The sequence below is a fragment of the Streptomyces sp. NPDC054866 genome, from assembly GCF_053610745.1.
This window is the reverse complement of the sequence record NZ_JBSGZA010000013.1, coordinates 40,433-53,663: the sequence shown is the minus strand read 5'-3', so window position 1 is coordinate 53,663 and position 13,231 is coordinate 40,433. Positions and strand designations below refer to the sequence as shown.

Genomic DNA, 13,231 nt, shown 5'->3' with positions numbered 1-13,231 from the left:
TCTGCCCCGGGCGCGGAGGCGAAGGGTCAGGCGTCGATATGGACTTCGGTGCTCCATCGGGAGGGTGGGCCACGCGGGCGATAGGCGTCGGCGTCCTGGCTCGCTCCTGTGGCCGAGGTCGCCACGGCCACGGCGGGGCCGCCGACGGAGCGGTGCGGGGCCGTGTCCCCTGCGCCAGGGCGCAGGAAACCGTGGAACGGGTAGGGCACGGCCTCGGCGTGGCCGAGGACGGGGTGCGCCACGGTGACGGTTCGCTGCGCGTGGACGGTCGCGGATGCCTGCGCGGTCGCCGTCGCGGCCGTGCCCGTCGAGGACGGGCGGGGCGCGGCCACCGTTTTGGCCGACGCCGGCAGGAGGAAGGTCAGGGCCGCGAGCAGCGCGGAGAGAACGACGGCGGCCGGACGCGTGGGGTGAGCGCGGTGGTGCTGCACGCCTCTTGCCCCCGCTCAAGTCGTTGTACGGATTCAGCAGTTGGGCACTGTGAGCCGACGACACGGCCCGCCCGGTCGTCATTGACACGAACGCCCTCGAGCCCCCGGAGGTTCCCGACTCACCGCAGGAACGTCTCCGGCGGTGGCATGCGCTGGTACTTCGTCCCTGGAGATGAGCGGGTGGAGGACGGCTCCGCGCACGGGCAGCAGATGGGTGTCGAGGTGGAGATCGTGGAGCGTGACCCCTCGCAGAGCGGGTTCGTCCCTCAGGCCAAGCGGTGGGTCGTGGAGCGTGCGTACGGGATCTTGATGCTGCACCGCAGGCTGGTGCGTGACTACGAGCATCTGCCCCGCAGTTCGGAGTCGCGGGTGTACTGGGCGATGACCGCGGTGATACTGCGCCGGCTGACCGGGGCGGCCGTGCCGGCCTGGCGCACCGCATGAGTGGCGGGGAGCTGACGCTCGGCGTGGTGCTGGCACGGCTGGAGGAGCGGGAAGGCGAGATCACCGCGCAGGCCGAGACCGTGCGGCAACAGATCACGCAGCTGACCGCCCGGCTCGACGAACTCGCCCGGGCCGCCGAGGAAGTCCGGGTCACCCGCAAGACGCTGATGGAGCTGCCCGAGCCGCAACCACCTGCGTCGCTGGCACCGGAGCTGCCGGACCATCCGGCCGACCAGCAGATCATGGCGGTGTTCCACGCGGCCGACCATCCGCTGTGGGCGCGGCAGGTCTGCGAGGCGATGGACCTGCCGGTCGCACCCAACAACATCAACAACGTCCGTCTGAAGCTCAAGCGGCTGACCGGCCGGGGAATCCTGGCCGAGACGGAGCCAGGCTTGTTCACCCAGCCCCGGCCGTAGACACCCGGCGACTCCGCGGCCAGCCCGCTTATCCCTCCCGAAAGAGCGAAACGAACATGAGCTCACGCACCGCCACTTACACCGGGTAATGAAGCGTCAGCCCGCCCACATGGTGCTGTTCACATGCGCGGTGTCGTGGTGTTCGTGGTATTTGCTGATCTTTCCGCCGCTGATCTCGAAGAGGAGGTGATAGTGGTTGCGGTACTCTCGCGTGTTCTTCAGTTTCATTGTCGAGTACGCCTCCACGGCGACCCTTGGGCCTTGAATGGTCCATGCGGTGGGTGTGATGACCAGCGGGCCGTCCGTGATCGAGTCGAGCGGCTTGAGCATGGCGCGGAACTGGTCCTTGGTGACGTGACCGTCTCCCGGAGCCCCGCTCATCCACCATTCAACGTCGTCGGTGAGGCTGTCCAGGAGCTCCTCCAGCGGTTCCGTGTTGTCGGCCGCTCCCCACCGCCCCTTGGCATAGAGGCTCAGGAAGTGTTCGACGATTGCCCTCTTCTGCGCGTCGTCCATCACGCATCTCCGGTTTCTGGTGGTTGGTGGCCAGTGTGTGCGAGCCAGCGTGCATGACCGCAGGTACGCGCACAAATGATGATTGAGCACCCCAGGTATGCATTCTTGGAATACCTCGGCTGTAGGGTGAAGGGCATGACGGATGTGACTCTCGTGGGACTGCGGGTAGTGCGCGAAGTCGCTGCGACGGGCTCCTTCAGCGAGGCAGCAGCTTCCCTCGGCTACACGCAATCGGCTGTATCCCGGCAGGTGAAAGTTGTCGAGTCCGCCGTGGGTGCGGCCCTTTTCGAGAGGAGGGCACGTGGGGTGACACCCACGGAGGCCGGCGTGGCGTTCGCACGGCACGCGGCCGACGTACTGTCGGGCCTCGACGCCGCCGTCCGTGAGGTCAGCGCACTGCGTCAACACATCACGGGCTGTGTGACGATCGGCGCGATCCCGGCTGCGGCTGCAGCTCTGGCTCCGCTTGCCCTCGCGCAGCTGGCGGACGAACACCCCCATGTGACCGTCGGCTTCGTGGAGGATTCAACCCCCAGCCTTTTGCGGCAGCTACGTTCCAACCGTCTGGACATTGCCGTCGTGGGTGTGTGCGCCGGGCCGCAGGAGCATGACCTCGACGGGCTGCGCCAGGAAACGCTCCTGGAAGACGATCTACGTGTCGCGCTGCCCCGGCATCACCCATTGGCCACCCGGCCCCTGGTGCGGGCCGACGAACTGCGCCACGACAGTTGGATCGTCGAGAACGCTGCCGGTGACACCCCGTACTACGGTGCCTGGCCTACCCTCGTTCGGCCAACGGTCGCCCATCAGGCGCGCGAATGGTCCACACGTCTGGGAATGGTGGCTGCCGGCCTGGGGATCTGTCTGCTGCCGGGTATGGCGGTCTCCTCCGCTCCAGCCGGCGTGAGAATCGTCCGGGTCGAGGACCGCCACTGGCAGGGACGAGCGACCATCGCCGTGACCAACGAACAGCGCTCAGCGGAAGCCGACGCGGCTGTCGCAGCCCTCAGACAACAGGCGTCTGACCTGCATTGAGCTTTTCCCAGCATTGCCTCTCCCGGGTGGAGATAGCTGCGGTGACGGTGTCATTCGCTTCGGGCTGCTCCGCGACCTGCGGAAGGACGCACCAGGACTGCAGGCGCGCCATCCCCGTTCGATGGGGGCACGCGCCAGGGCCCGGCTCGCACTGCAACCTGGCTAGCCTCCGGGCCAGATGCCGGGGATGCCACCTGCACTGCGACCGGGACCACCATGCCCGCACCCGGCCCACCCCCGTCCCATCGCAGCGGAATCCTGATCGAGACCGAGCAAGTCTCGTTCACCCGGCCGCGGCCGTCGCCGCCCGGCAACACCGCGGCCGACCCGCTTGCCACTCCCCGAAAGAGCAAAATAGGTATAAGCCAACATACCGCCCTCTGAGCGCTGCGAGTTGACCATCGGCGACTCTCGATAACATGCCATAACGTCGGCCCCACTCCTTGAGGAGCGGGGCCGTAGCCGTTGCCAGGCTCAGTGGTCATGGCACTTGCAGAACGAGTCCCCGCACGTGTAGCAGCCGGGAGATACGCACGTGGATTGCGAGCCTGGCGGGAGGGGCGGCGCACGTCAACGGGAGGGGAGCGGCCGTCATTTGTCGGACCATTGGCGATCGATGGCCTGGATGGCGGAGCACCACATCGAGCATGCGTACCACGACCGTGTCGCTCGCGCCGGCAGCGCCGAGAAAGCACTGCGTCGGCACTGTGACGTCCTCACCAAAACATCACCGCGCACGCCGTGAAGCCGTCAGCCTGGCTGGTTGCCGTCGCACGCCCCACCCGGCCCCTCCCGCACCGGGCTGCTCGCGACGGCGGGCAGGCTTCACGAGGTGGCAGACGTCCTGCACCGTCTCCTCCTGGATGCCCAGGACACCGCCGTGACGTCGGATACGGCCGAAGCCCTGCTGGTGCGCAAGGACACCCTTGGCCTGGCGCTATGTGCTTCTGGCAAGGAGCTGGGCCGCGGATCCCTCGACGGCAGAGGAGATCCAGGCGGCACTGGACTGCGACCCGGACTGGATGACGACGGCGGGCGCAGACCGATCGATCAAGCAACCGCGGGAGCTGGCCACGGACAGCGATCACGGTGTCCGCGATGAAGTGCAAAGGACTCTCGCGCGCATACGTCCACGAGAGGACTGGGCGGGAGGCACGCACGACCAGACACCTGATCCGACTCGTCGGCGGGACCAATCCGAGTCCTGTCAACAGACGCCGCCGTTCGTCCAGGAGCAGCAGAATCGCCTCGAAGCTGGGTGCCAGCACAGCCCGTTGCCCTTCCAGCGCACTCAAGCCAGACCAACGAACCACCGAGCAGAAAGCCACAAGGCAAAGATCTGCACGCCGCTGGACGAATGACATAGGCGTCCGTCCTGGCGCAACCTCCCGTCGGTTCGGCAGTCTTACTTCCCGGGGTGCACGTGACGACAGATCATCAGATTGCCTTCTTCCTGAGGGAGCTGGCGACGGGCGACACCTGGCGACGGGCGGCAGCGGCGAAGGGGCTCGGCAAACTCGGCGACACCGAGCACGCCGCGGTGCTCGTCCGGGCAGCCGCCGACCCCGCGCCCGAGGTCCGGGAAGGCGCGGCGGTGGGCCTGGGCAGGCTGGGGGTCTCCGCGGCCGGGGCAAAGACGCTGCCCACGCTGATGGACGACGACGATCCGTGGGTGCGCAGGCAAGCCTCTCTGGCGTCTCTCCGGCTCGGGCTGCGCGATCGCGAGGTCGTAGACGCCTATGGGCGACTGCTCAGCGATCCGGACTATCACCTGCGGATCAACGCCTTGGAGGCGTTGGGTCAGCTGGGCGTGCCCGGTGATGTTCCCGCGCTCGTCCGGCTGCTGGGCGATCCGGCACATGGCATCTGGGGTCGGGCGTGGAACATGGTCTACAAGTTCGAGAAGGACCCGGACGTGGAGGCGGAGCTGGTCCGTACGGCCCAGTGGGGTGAGGAAGCCGCCCGCGTGCGCGCCCTGTGGATGCTGCCGGATCAGCACGTCGACCGGCTGCTGGAGTCGCTGCTGAGAGATCTGACGGACGATCCTTCTGCCGAGGTGCGCTCCGCCGTGGCTTCCGATTGACGCGCGTGGACCGCCCAGAGGCGCAGGACGCGCTGTTCGCTGCCCTGGAGGCGGAGCGGGACCCGGAAGTGGCCTTACGACTGCTGTTCTGGCTCAGGCGATCGGGTGATGAACGGCTGCTGGGTCCCGCCTCGCGCTGGCTGAGCGACGAGCGGGCGGGGCCGCAGGCCGCCGGTGCCCTGGGGGCCGTCGGCGGCAAGGCCGCCACGAAGCTCCTGCGGGCTCTGCTCACCGACCCGACCACGGCCGCCTGCACCCTTGCGGCAGCAGCAACGGCCTACGGCAATAAGGGGAGATGGGACGCCGTGTGGCTGCTGCTGCCCCTGCTGGAGCATGCCGCGCCCGAGGTGTACGAAGGTGCGCTGCGCGGCCTGGACGCCATGGCGGGCACCGGGTTCCGGCCGTGGGAACGCGCGGCCGTCGCCCGGATGCTCGTGGGCCGTCTTGGCGTCGACCCCACCCTGGTCGGGGTGGCAGCCAGGGTCCTCACGGGCCTGGCGGAAGCCCTGCCCGGTCTGCGGGAACTGGTGGACCGGACGACCTCCCCCGTTGTCCGAGCCGCCGCGCTGTCGCTCCTGGACCCGCACAATGCGACGGACACCGGCACCCCGCACGATCTGCCGCTCTTCGTGCGGCACTTGGACGACGGGGATATGTGGGTGCGCCAGACCGCCGCTGAGGGGATCGCCCACTGGGTGGAGGAGAGGGGCACGCCCCCCACGGGCCAGGAGCGGCTGCGCGAGCGGCTCGCCGCTCTGGACTTGGACCCATCCGATTCCGTACGCGAGGCGGCGGCCGCAACGCTGCGTGCCCTGGACGAGAGCCGGAACAACTGACGAAGGAGGGGTGATGGTGGCAACGTCGGTGACACCCCACCACCTTTCACTCCGGAACCGCCCAGCTCAGCACAGCCGCGCGGACCTCTCGCCAGATCCGGGTCGAGTCGTGGGCGAGCATGGTCGCGATGACGATGTAGGCGCCGGCCACACAAGCAGCCAACGGCAGGATGTCTCCATGGAAATCGGCTGCGCCACTTTCCATGGAGTGCCAGGCACCTCTGTTGCTGGCGTAGTCGGCCGATTCGGTCTGCTCCGCGCTCTTATTCGGCAACCACCACAGGCCCGTTCCCGCGGCCAGCGGAACACCGGCACGGATCAGGTGGGGCACCGCATCCCGCAGGCCAGACGGCGTCGGCAGCGCGGGATCGTCCAAGCTCTGCAGATCCGAAGGCGAGGTCTTGTACTAGAACTTCCGCACATGGGCGGGAAGACCGGGATCGACCACAGGCGAGGTATCGCGGGCCCCGATCAACGTCTCAGCGGCCTGCACAGATTCTCGTCCCCGTCGCGTCATGCTCCGCATTGTGCCCGTGCCGGTGAAGGCCACGCCACCAGACCAGCCGACGGACCATGAACGACGTCACGTTCGCCTTCTCGCCGATCACGTTGGGCGTGCCGAGGGCTTCGCCAATCCGGTCCGCTGCCGCGCCGCAGATCAGCCCGTTGGGGAGCGCGGCCCGGGTGACGTCGACCCCCATCCGATGGGGAGGGCCAACGCGGACGGTGGTGAGGGACCGGGCCGTCGCTGCTTGCTGGCATGAGGGGCTCTGCGAACAGCCAGGTTCAGGGTGCGCGGCGGCATCCGGTAGCCGCCGGAGCGCTGCTGAAGGTAGTCACCAGCACGGATCTTGCGTACCTCGACGGTCCGCGCCTCGTCACACTTGGGCTGCGCGGTGATCTCTTCAGCCAGCTGCGGGAGCTGCTTCTCCAGTTCGGCGTAGAGACAGGACGCGCCCGGTCTTCGACAGTGGTGCGAGCCTCCCTGATGCCTCGCCAAACAGCTGAGCTGTCGTGATCGATGATGTCGGGGACCCTCTCTTCGGCACACGGCCTGCTGCTCGCCGTACGTGCGTGCAGCCCGGAAGGCCGGTACCTCCACCAGGTGGTCGTGAATGCGTTGGCTCTGCCGGCGCGATTGAGGGAGCGTTGCGGAGCGCACCGGAGACTCATAAGAAACTAGATTCCCGAATGCCGTCCGGACCGGAACGCTCGCTGCAGCAGGATTCGGACGAACGCGACGAGCGCGCCGGGCGCGAGGATGAATGCGGTGAGAGGGCCCAGGCCGGAGCCGCTCGCGTAAGCGCAGACTATCGCTGCTGCGCTGATGGCGACATGGCCATAGGGCAGCAGTACCCCGACCTGCCCTTCCCGCGTACTGATGAGCGGAATCGTGATCCAGAGAAGAAACAGGCCAAGGTAGAGAACCGGTATAAGCACCAATGGGATTCCCCCTCTGCCTTGGCCGACCGACGAGGTGGGGCCACCCTCGCTTCATCTTATCTATAATTGACCGTTTCAGATTGACATTCGTTGTGGGGCTTGGCAGTTGGGTGTTGTGTCGGCAGGATCTGTTGGGTGGCTGCCGAACTTGTTCCTGATGACTTGTGGGAACGTGTGGCCCCGCTCTTACCTGCTCGGCCGCCTCGGTTCCCGCAGAACACGTCGGCTGCAGTGGCGTGACGGCCTGGCGGCGAGCGCCTGTGGGACTGGACCGAGGCTGGTGCTGGCCGCAACCGCACGAGGTGCTGCTGGCCGAGCTGCGTGCGGCGGGTCTGCTGGACATGGACCACGCCGCGATCGACGGATCGCACGTGAGGGCTCTGAAAGGGGGGGGTCACACCGGACCTTCGCCGGTCGACCGGGCCCGGCCCGGCAGCAAGCACCACCTGATCGTCGACCGGCACGGCACCCCCCCTTTCCGCCTCCCTGACCAGAGGGAACCGCCACGACATCACCCAGCTGATGCCCTGCTGGATGCGATGCGATACCCCGCATCCGCGGTGTCCGTGGGCGGCCGCGTTACAGGCCAGACCGGCTGTTCGCCGACCGTGGCTACGACGACGACAAATACCGCCGTCTTCTCCGGGCTTAAGGCATCACACCCAAGTTCGCTCGTAAAGGCATCACGCACGGCTCCGGCCTGGGAAAGACCCGTTGGGTCGTAGAGCGCACATTTGCCTGGCTGCACCAGTTCAAACGGCTGCGGATCCGCTACGAGATGCGTGCAGACCTCCACCTGGGTCTCCTCCAACTCGCCTGCAGCATCATCTGCTTGAGACGACTCCGAACCTCATATTGAAACCATCAGCAAGTCGCGGCAGTTCCTCGTCATTGGCGACTGATCGTGCGGGTGACGCCCGCCGCGATCGTCGTCGCGAGGACCCAGCCCATGATGATCAGGGCGTAGGCCAGCGACTGGAGTCCGGGGCTGGTCGGCGTATAGGCATGTTCCTGGCCGAAATCGATGATCGGCAGCAGAAGGTCGAGTGTGTAGAAGAACGAGTTGAAGGTCGGGGCCTCGTCCGGTTTCAGGGCGCGGGGGCGCTCGGCTGTGTAGGCGAGTGTGCCGATCAGCAGGAGTGAGAACAGCCAGGAGGCCGCGCGGACGGGGCGGAAGCCGTAGCCGACCGTAGCGTCCTGGACGTAGCCCCACAGGCGGGCGTAAGGCGACAGAGTTGCGCGGTGTCGACGCTGTTTGGCGAGTTGGACCGTGCGGGCCGCGTCGTCGTCGCCGATCCGGCGGTAGGCGGCGGTGAGTTGTTCGTACGAGAACGGGACGTGGCCGTCTCTGTCCCGCCGCAGCAGCGCCAGCCGGCGTTCGGCCGGCTCGTGCGGGGCGAGCGTGGTGTAGGTCAGGCCGTCGAGCCGGATCTCGTCGGGCCAGGTCTCCGGGGCGATGTGGAGGAGATCCAGTTGGGAGCGGCGCAGTGAGACCATGCCCTGGATGGGCCGGGCCTCGCGGAACCAGAGTTCACCGGCGACCAGGCTGCTGGCTCGCAGAGCGACACCGCCCGGGCGGGCGAGCGTTGCGTAGGCAAAATTGAGCTGGCCTGGTATGCGCGCGCCGCGCAGATTGATCCGGCCGTTCGAGACGAGCCGCATCGCGTTCAGATCCGCGCCGACGCTGAGCGTCGAGGCATGCAGGGTGGTGTCAGTGGGGTTGTCGAGCCGCGCGTCGCTGAGGGCGAGCGTGCCCGCGATCGTCGCTCCCTTGAGGCAGAGTTCGCCGTTCGCCGTCAGGTACCGGGCATTGAGGTCGGAGCCAACCGCCAGGCCAGTGCCGCGCAGGGCCACGCCCGCGGGACAGTCGAGCTGCGCCTCGTCGAGGTCGAGGGCGCCCGCGATGCTTGCGCCGTACAGACGGAGCGTGCCGTGCACGGTCAGGCCGCGTGCCGAGAGGTGGTCCTCGATCACGGCGCTGTTGAGCTGCAGGACGTCCTCGCGACGCGGGTTCGGGACAGGTGGTATGGGCGGGACGGAGGTGTCGTCGGGCAACGGCGCGGGGGTCGCGTCGGCCCCCTGGGCCGGTTCGCCGATGCGGGCACCGTCCAGGAAGAGCGCCCCCGTGATCCGCGCCCCGGCCAGGCGTACGGGGCCGCGCACCCGGCACAGCGTCAAGCGCAGTGAGTCGTCGAGTCTGAGCGCCGTGGCATGCAGCGACGGCAGGACGGAGACGCCGAGGCTAAGGCGGCGTAACTGGGCGCCGTACAGGTCGACTTCTTCCTCGAAGTAGCAGGCCCACAGGTGGATGGGGCAGTCGACGGCCGCGTACTGGAGGTCGAGCCGGCCCGTGATCCGGGCTCCCGTCACCTTGAGGACGGCGGTCTCGCCTGCCGTGCGAGGCCCGTTGAGCAGCAAAGTGCGCAACACCGCTGCGCGCACGGTGCGTTCGGGCCCCCAGGTGTTCCCGGCCGTGGCTTCCTCGTCGGGGGTCGTACGGAAGTTGACCTCGGTCCCGCGCGGAAACGCCTGCCAGACCCGCAGTTCGGCCGGGGTCAGCTCATCGATCTCCATCGCGCGACTGTGGCCACGCGGGTCGGTCTTTGTCAACGGGCTTACGGGTTCACCACGATCAACAGAGCTGTCCCGTCCATCAGCACGGTTCCACGAGAGCCATGTCAGTTGCGAACACTGAGGCCTGGTGTTCTCAATCAACGTGCCACCAACATTAGGTCAGCGGCTTGCCATCTGAGAGATGCACTTCGATGGGACATCGGGTGGTGCGAGGGAACGGCCGCCGTCAGTCGTCTCCGGCAGCCCGCCGTGCGAGGTTCTCGCGGAGTCTGGCCAGCCGGTCGATCTCGGCATCGAGGTCGGCGAGCCTCCGGCCGACGACCCCGGACGCGGCAGCGCCGACTGCGGACACGTTGGCGGAGGTCTTGACGCTCTGGGCGTCCAGCAGGCGGGCGCTCGGCTCGGGGCCCGTAGGCCGTCTCCTGAGTCGCCGGACCCACGGAGCGCGGCCTCGGCGAGGTCGGTGATTGCGTCCACCGCACGTTGCTGCCCTTGTACGTCCTGGGCACGCACGGCAGATGTCAGTCCGCCCCTGGAGGCCGCCGACCGGCAAGCGCACATCGGCACGGCCCGCACCCCAAGCGCCCTCACGCCTCGGTGCTCGTGCCGCTACCTGGGCTAATCCACCCAGCCGGGCAGCCCGCCTCGAATGAGGGTGAGTGACGAGGCGTGTCCACGCCTCTGAGCCATCGCGACCGAGGAGTCAGTCATGGGTGCCGCAGACAAGGCGAAGAACAAGGCGGACGAGCTCGCCGGCCAGGCCAAGGAGAAGTTCGGGCAGGCTACCGACGACCGGGACCTGGAGAACGAGGGCAAGGCGGATCAGGTCAAGAGCAACCTCAAGGACGCCGGCGAGAAGGTCAAGGACGCATTCAGGGAGTAGCGACCGGCCCTGGCAGACGCCGCCGGGCCCCCTCCCCGCCAGGGAGGGGGCCCGTCCCCTGTTTCGGAGCTGCCCCGGGTGCCCCACTGGCACTGCACGCGGTACGCGGTATGCCTGTCACCACTGCGGAGTCGTTTTGCGCCAATGTTTCCGCGGTGCTTCGGATTCACCGGGTGATCTCGGCTGACAATGGGCAGCTTTGGGTGTGCGGTAGGAGGGAGGGGAGAACATCGGGATACGGTCGTGCGCGCTGCGACGAATCACCCGCCTCTGACGAAAGCACACGTCACTGGCGATGCCCCATGCGCCACCCTCATCGTTCCTGCGCACGTTCATTTCCCTGGGACAGGCCTCTCACTCCTCATTCCCGTGCCACGACGTGGGCGTCCGACTCACTGCCCGCCGCGATTCAGTTGAGGCCCGTGGCGCCGCGGCGGTCGGCGTCGGTTCACCCTTCGAGACCTGCCGACCGTACGCTCCCGGCAGTCTCATCCGCTGCGAGCAGCACCCGGTAGGCCTGCACCGATCCTTCAGCAGTCAAGAGAAACGAGGAACGGGATGAGCGCCATCCGAGTCGGAGTGATCGGCGCTGCCGGCCGCATGGGTCGCGAGGTGACGAAGGCCGTTGAATCCGCCGGCGACCTTGAACTGGTCGCTGCCCTGGGGCGCACCGACCCCCTTCAGAGCCTCACGCGGGCAGCGGCCCAGGTCGTTGTCGAGTTGACCCACCCGGACGCGGTCATGGACCACCTGCAGTTCTGCGTTCGCCACCATATGCACACGGTGGTCGGTACGACCGGCTGGACCGAGGAGCGACTGCACACGCTGAGAGGCTGGTTGGCTGACTCGCCGCGGACGGGCATGCTCATCGGTCCTCTCTCGGTCGGCGCGGTGCTGACCGTGCGCCTTGCCCAGCACGCGGCCCGCTGGTTCGAGTCCGTGGAGATCGTCGAGATGCATCACCCTGACAAGGCCGACGCTCCCAGCGGCGCCGCTGTCCGCGCCGCTCAGCTCATCGCCGACGCACGCCGCAGGGCGGGCAACCCGGGCCAGCCGGACGCTACGACCACAGCTCTCGCCGGTGCTCGCGGCGCAGACGTGGAGGGGGTGCCGGTACACGCCGTGCGGGCGCGCGGACTCGTGGCCCATCAGGAGATCATTTTCGGTGGGACGGGCGAAACCCTCACGATTCGGCACGACTCCATAGACCGCGCCTGTTTCACGCCCGGCTTTCTGCTCGGGGTACGTCGGATCGCTTCGACTCCTGGGCTGACGTTGGGGCTGGAGTCCTTCATGGACCTGGACTGAGGGGGCCGCTGCCAGGAGGCCGACAGCCGTTCGCGCACCTCAGGGAAGCAGGCGGGCAAAAGCACGTGAGCACCTGAACGCAGACCGTCTGAAGGGGGAAGCACATGGCAACAGGACGGCATGACAACCCACCCGGACCGACGCACATATCCGACGCCACACTGCGGGACTCGGCCCACATGGCCGGCGTGGAGTTCGGCTCGAAGGACGCCGCAGCCATCGCGGACCTCCTGGTGAGGACCGGAGTCGAACTGGTCGAGGTGGGCATGATCTCGGGCTCGGGAGCCAAGGACGCGGACCTCATCCTTGCCACGCATGAGAGTGTCGGCCCCGAGCACTGCATGACACTCCTCGTCGTCCGCAATCGTCGGCAGGTAGCAGGCGCCCTCTCGGAGGCCGAGCGTCTGGGGGTGCGCCATGTCATGTGCTCCATTCCCACCTCCGAGCGGCATGCCGAGCTGAAACTCGGTTCGAGCAGCCTCAAGTTCCTGCAGGCGCTGGCTCGTTCGGCGATCACCCAGGCCAAGGAGCGCGGCTTCCACGTCACCTTCAGTGGCGAGGACGGCGCACGAACCCCCGCGGATCGGCTCATCCCGTACGTGACGACGGGTTTCCAGGCCGGTGCTGACCGTTTCCGGCTCGCCGAGACCGTCGCGTGCCTCTCGCCCTGGCACATGCAGGAGATCATCGAGCAGCTCGTGGCGATCGACGGCTCCGAGGTCGAGATCCACTCGCACAACATGCTGGGCATGGCCGTCGCCAACTCCCTGGCCGCTGTTCGAGCCGGTGCCCGATGGATCTCCGCGACCGTCGGCGGCATCGGCGAGCGCGGCGGCAACACGCCCCTGGCCGAAGTGCTCACCGCCCTGCGTGTCCTGTGCGCGGACAGCCGTTTCGACCTGACCCACCTCACCGAACTTACCCAGCGCACGCTCAAGAGCTCTGGTCTGGGTGACGCCTTCCAACCGGGTCCGGCCACCCCCCACTCATACGCCTACGAGTTGCCGGGCCAGCTCACGCATCCGGAGGCGTACGAGACCCTGCCCGCGGAACTCGTCGGCAACAGGCGTCGATTACGAGTGCGCAGCCGGCTCACCCCGGCCCTGGTCGCCTGGGCGCTGAGCGATTCAGGAATCCAAGTGGACATCGACGCCTTCACCACTTGGCTCACCGAGCGGCAGGCACACCAGGGGCACTCGGTCCTCGACCGGGACGCGATCCGCGGTGCAGCCGCCGACTTTTCGACCTCCTGACCGTCA

14 protein-coding genes and 1 pseudogene are annotated in these 13,231 nt (G+C 67.8%); 9 read left to right on the top strand and 6 right to left on the bottom strand.

The genetic code is table 11. The features are described from left to right. Nucleotides 1-26: 26 nt before the first annotated feature. Nucleotides 27-431, bottom strand: a complete 405-nt coding sequence (locus ACWGI2_RS39915; protein WP_453700869.1) for a hypothetical protein — start codon at nucleotides 429-431, stop codon at nucleotides 27-29. A gap of 147 nt (nucleotides 432-578) precedes the next feature. On the opposite strand from ACWGI2_RS39915, the gene ACWGI2_RS39910 reads away from it, so the two are divergent. Next, nucleotides 579-875, top strand: coding sequence for a transposase (locus ACWGI2_RS39910; protein ID WP_453700867.1), 297 nt, complete (start codon nucleotides 579-581; stop codon nucleotides 873-875). Continuing rightward, nucleotides 872-1,294 (top strand): hypothetical protein, encoded by a 423-nt coding sequence (locus ACWGI2_RS39905; RefSeq protein WP_453700865.1) that lies wholly within the window; start codon nucleotides 872-874, stop codon nucleotides 1,292-1,294. The genes ACWGI2_RS39910 and ACWGI2_RS39905 overlap by 4 nt, the downstream gene beginning before the upstream one ends. A 96-nt stretch (nucleotides 1,295-1,390) precedes the next feature. On the opposite strand, the gene ACWGI2_RS39900 is transcribed toward ACWGI2_RS39905, so the two are convergent. Next, nucleotides 1,391-1,810 (bottom strand): nuclear transport factor 2 family protein, encoded by a 420-nt coding sequence (locus tag ACWGI2_RS39900; protein ID WP_453700863.1) that lies wholly within the window; start codon nucleotides 1,808-1,810, stop codon nucleotides 1,391-1,393. Nucleotides 1,811-1,945: 135 nt separating this feature from the next. Here ACWGI2_RS39900 and ACWGI2_RS39895 point away from each other — a divergent pair, with 135 nt between their 5' ends. The 3 genes from ACWGI2_RS39895 to ACWGI2_RS39885 all read left to right on the top strand — a co-directional run bounded on the left by ACWGI2_RS39895 (nucleotide 1,946) and on the right by ACWGI2_RS39885 (nucleotide 5,764). Continuing rightward, the gene (locus ACWGI2_RS39895; RefSeq protein WP_453700862.1) at nucleotides 1,946-2,845 is read left to right on the top strand and encodes a LysR family transcriptional regulator; all 900 of its coding nucleotides are present in this window, start codon (nucleotides 1,946-1,948) and stop codon (nucleotides 2,843-2,845) included. Nucleotides 2,846-4,268: 1,423 nt separating this feature from the next. Beyond that, nucleotides 4,269-4,928 (top strand): HEAT repeat domain-containing protein, encoded by a 660-nt coding sequence (locus ACWGI2_RS39890; RefSeq protein WP_453700860.1) that lies wholly within the window; start codon nucleotides 4,269-4,271, stop codon nucleotides 4,926-4,928. A gap of 5 nt (nucleotides 4,929-4,933) precedes the next feature. Next, nucleotides 4,934-5,764 carry a HEAT repeat domain-containing protein gene (locus tag ACWGI2_RS39885; RefSeq protein ID WP_453700858.1) on the top strand — a complete coding sequence of 277 codons (831 nt, stop codon included), beginning with the start codon at nucleotides 4,934-4,936 and terminating at the stop codon, nucleotides 5,762-5,764. Nucleotides 5,765-5,810: 46 nt separating this feature from the next. On the opposite strand, the gene ACWGI2_RS39880 is transcribed toward ACWGI2_RS39885, so the two are convergent. Both ACWGI2_RS39880 and ACWGI2_RS39875 read right to left on the bottom strand, forming a co-directional pair. Then, a complete protein-coding gene (locus ACWGI2_RS39880) occupies nucleotides 5,811-6,140 on the bottom strand; it encodes a hypothetical protein (protein ID WP_453700856.1) in 330 nt (109 codons plus the stop codon). A gap of 103 nt (nucleotides 6,141-6,243) precedes the next feature. Next, a complete protein-coding gene (locus tag ACWGI2_RS39875; RefSeq protein WP_453700854.1) occupies nucleotides 6,244-6,465 on the bottom strand; it encodes a hypothetical protein in 222 nt (73 codons plus the stop codon). 877 nt (nucleotides 6,466-7,342) lie between these two features. Between ACWGI2_RS39875 and ACWGI2_RS39870 the strand changes: the two are divergent. Then, nucleotides 7,343-8,066 (top strand): annotated as a pseudogene (locus tag ACWGI2_RS39870) (IS5 family transposase). A gap of 29 nt (nucleotides 8,067-8,095) precedes the next feature. On the opposite strand, the gene ACWGI2_RS39865 reads toward ACWGI2_RS39870, so the two are convergent. Further along, on the bottom strand, nucleotides 8,096-9,781 hold the full coding sequence (locus ACWGI2_RS39865; RefSeq protein ID WP_453700853.1) for a membrane-associated oxidoreductase: 1,686 nt from the start codon (nucleotides 9,779-9,781) through the stop codon (nucleotides 8,096-8,098). Nucleotides 9,782-10,007: 226 nt separating this feature from the next. After that, the gene (locus tag ACWGI2_RS39860; protein ID WP_453398203.1) at nucleotides 10,008-10,133 is read right to left on the bottom strand and encodes a hypothetical protein; all 126 of its coding nucleotides are present in this window, start codon (nucleotides 10,131-10,133) and stop codon (nucleotides 10,008-10,010) included. Between the two features lie 357 nt (nucleotides 10,134-10,490). Here ACWGI2_RS39860 and ACWGI2_RS39855 point away from each other — a divergent pair, with 357 nt between their 5' ends. The 3 genes from ACWGI2_RS39855 to ACWGI2_RS39845 all read left to right on the top strand — a co-directional run bounded on the left by ACWGI2_RS39855 (nucleotide 10,491) and on the right by ACWGI2_RS39845 (nucleotide 13,225). Then, on the top strand, nucleotides 10,491-10,664 hold the full coding sequence (locus ACWGI2_RS39855) for a CsbD family protein (RefSeq protein ID WP_453398202.1): 174 nt from the start codon (nucleotides 10,491-10,493) through the stop codon (nucleotides 10,662-10,664). 558 nt (nucleotides 10,665-11,222) lie between these two features. Beyond that, nucleotides 11,223-11,972 carry a 4-hydroxy-tetrahydrodipicolinate reductase gene (dapB, locus tag ACWGI2_RS39850; protein ID WP_453700851.1) on the top strand — a complete coding sequence of 250 codons (750 nt, stop codon included), beginning with the start codon at nucleotides 11,223-11,225 and terminating at the stop codon, nucleotides 11,970-11,972. A 104-nt stretch (nucleotides 11,973-12,076) separates the two neighbouring features. Then, the gene (locus ACWGI2_RS39845) at nucleotides 12,077-13,225 is read left to right on the top strand and encodes an isopropylmalate synthase (protein ID WP_453700849.1); all 1,149 of its coding nucleotides are present in this window, start codon (nucleotides 12,077-12,079) and stop codon (nucleotides 13,223-13,225) included. Nucleotides 13,226-13,231: the final 6 nt, after the last annotated feature.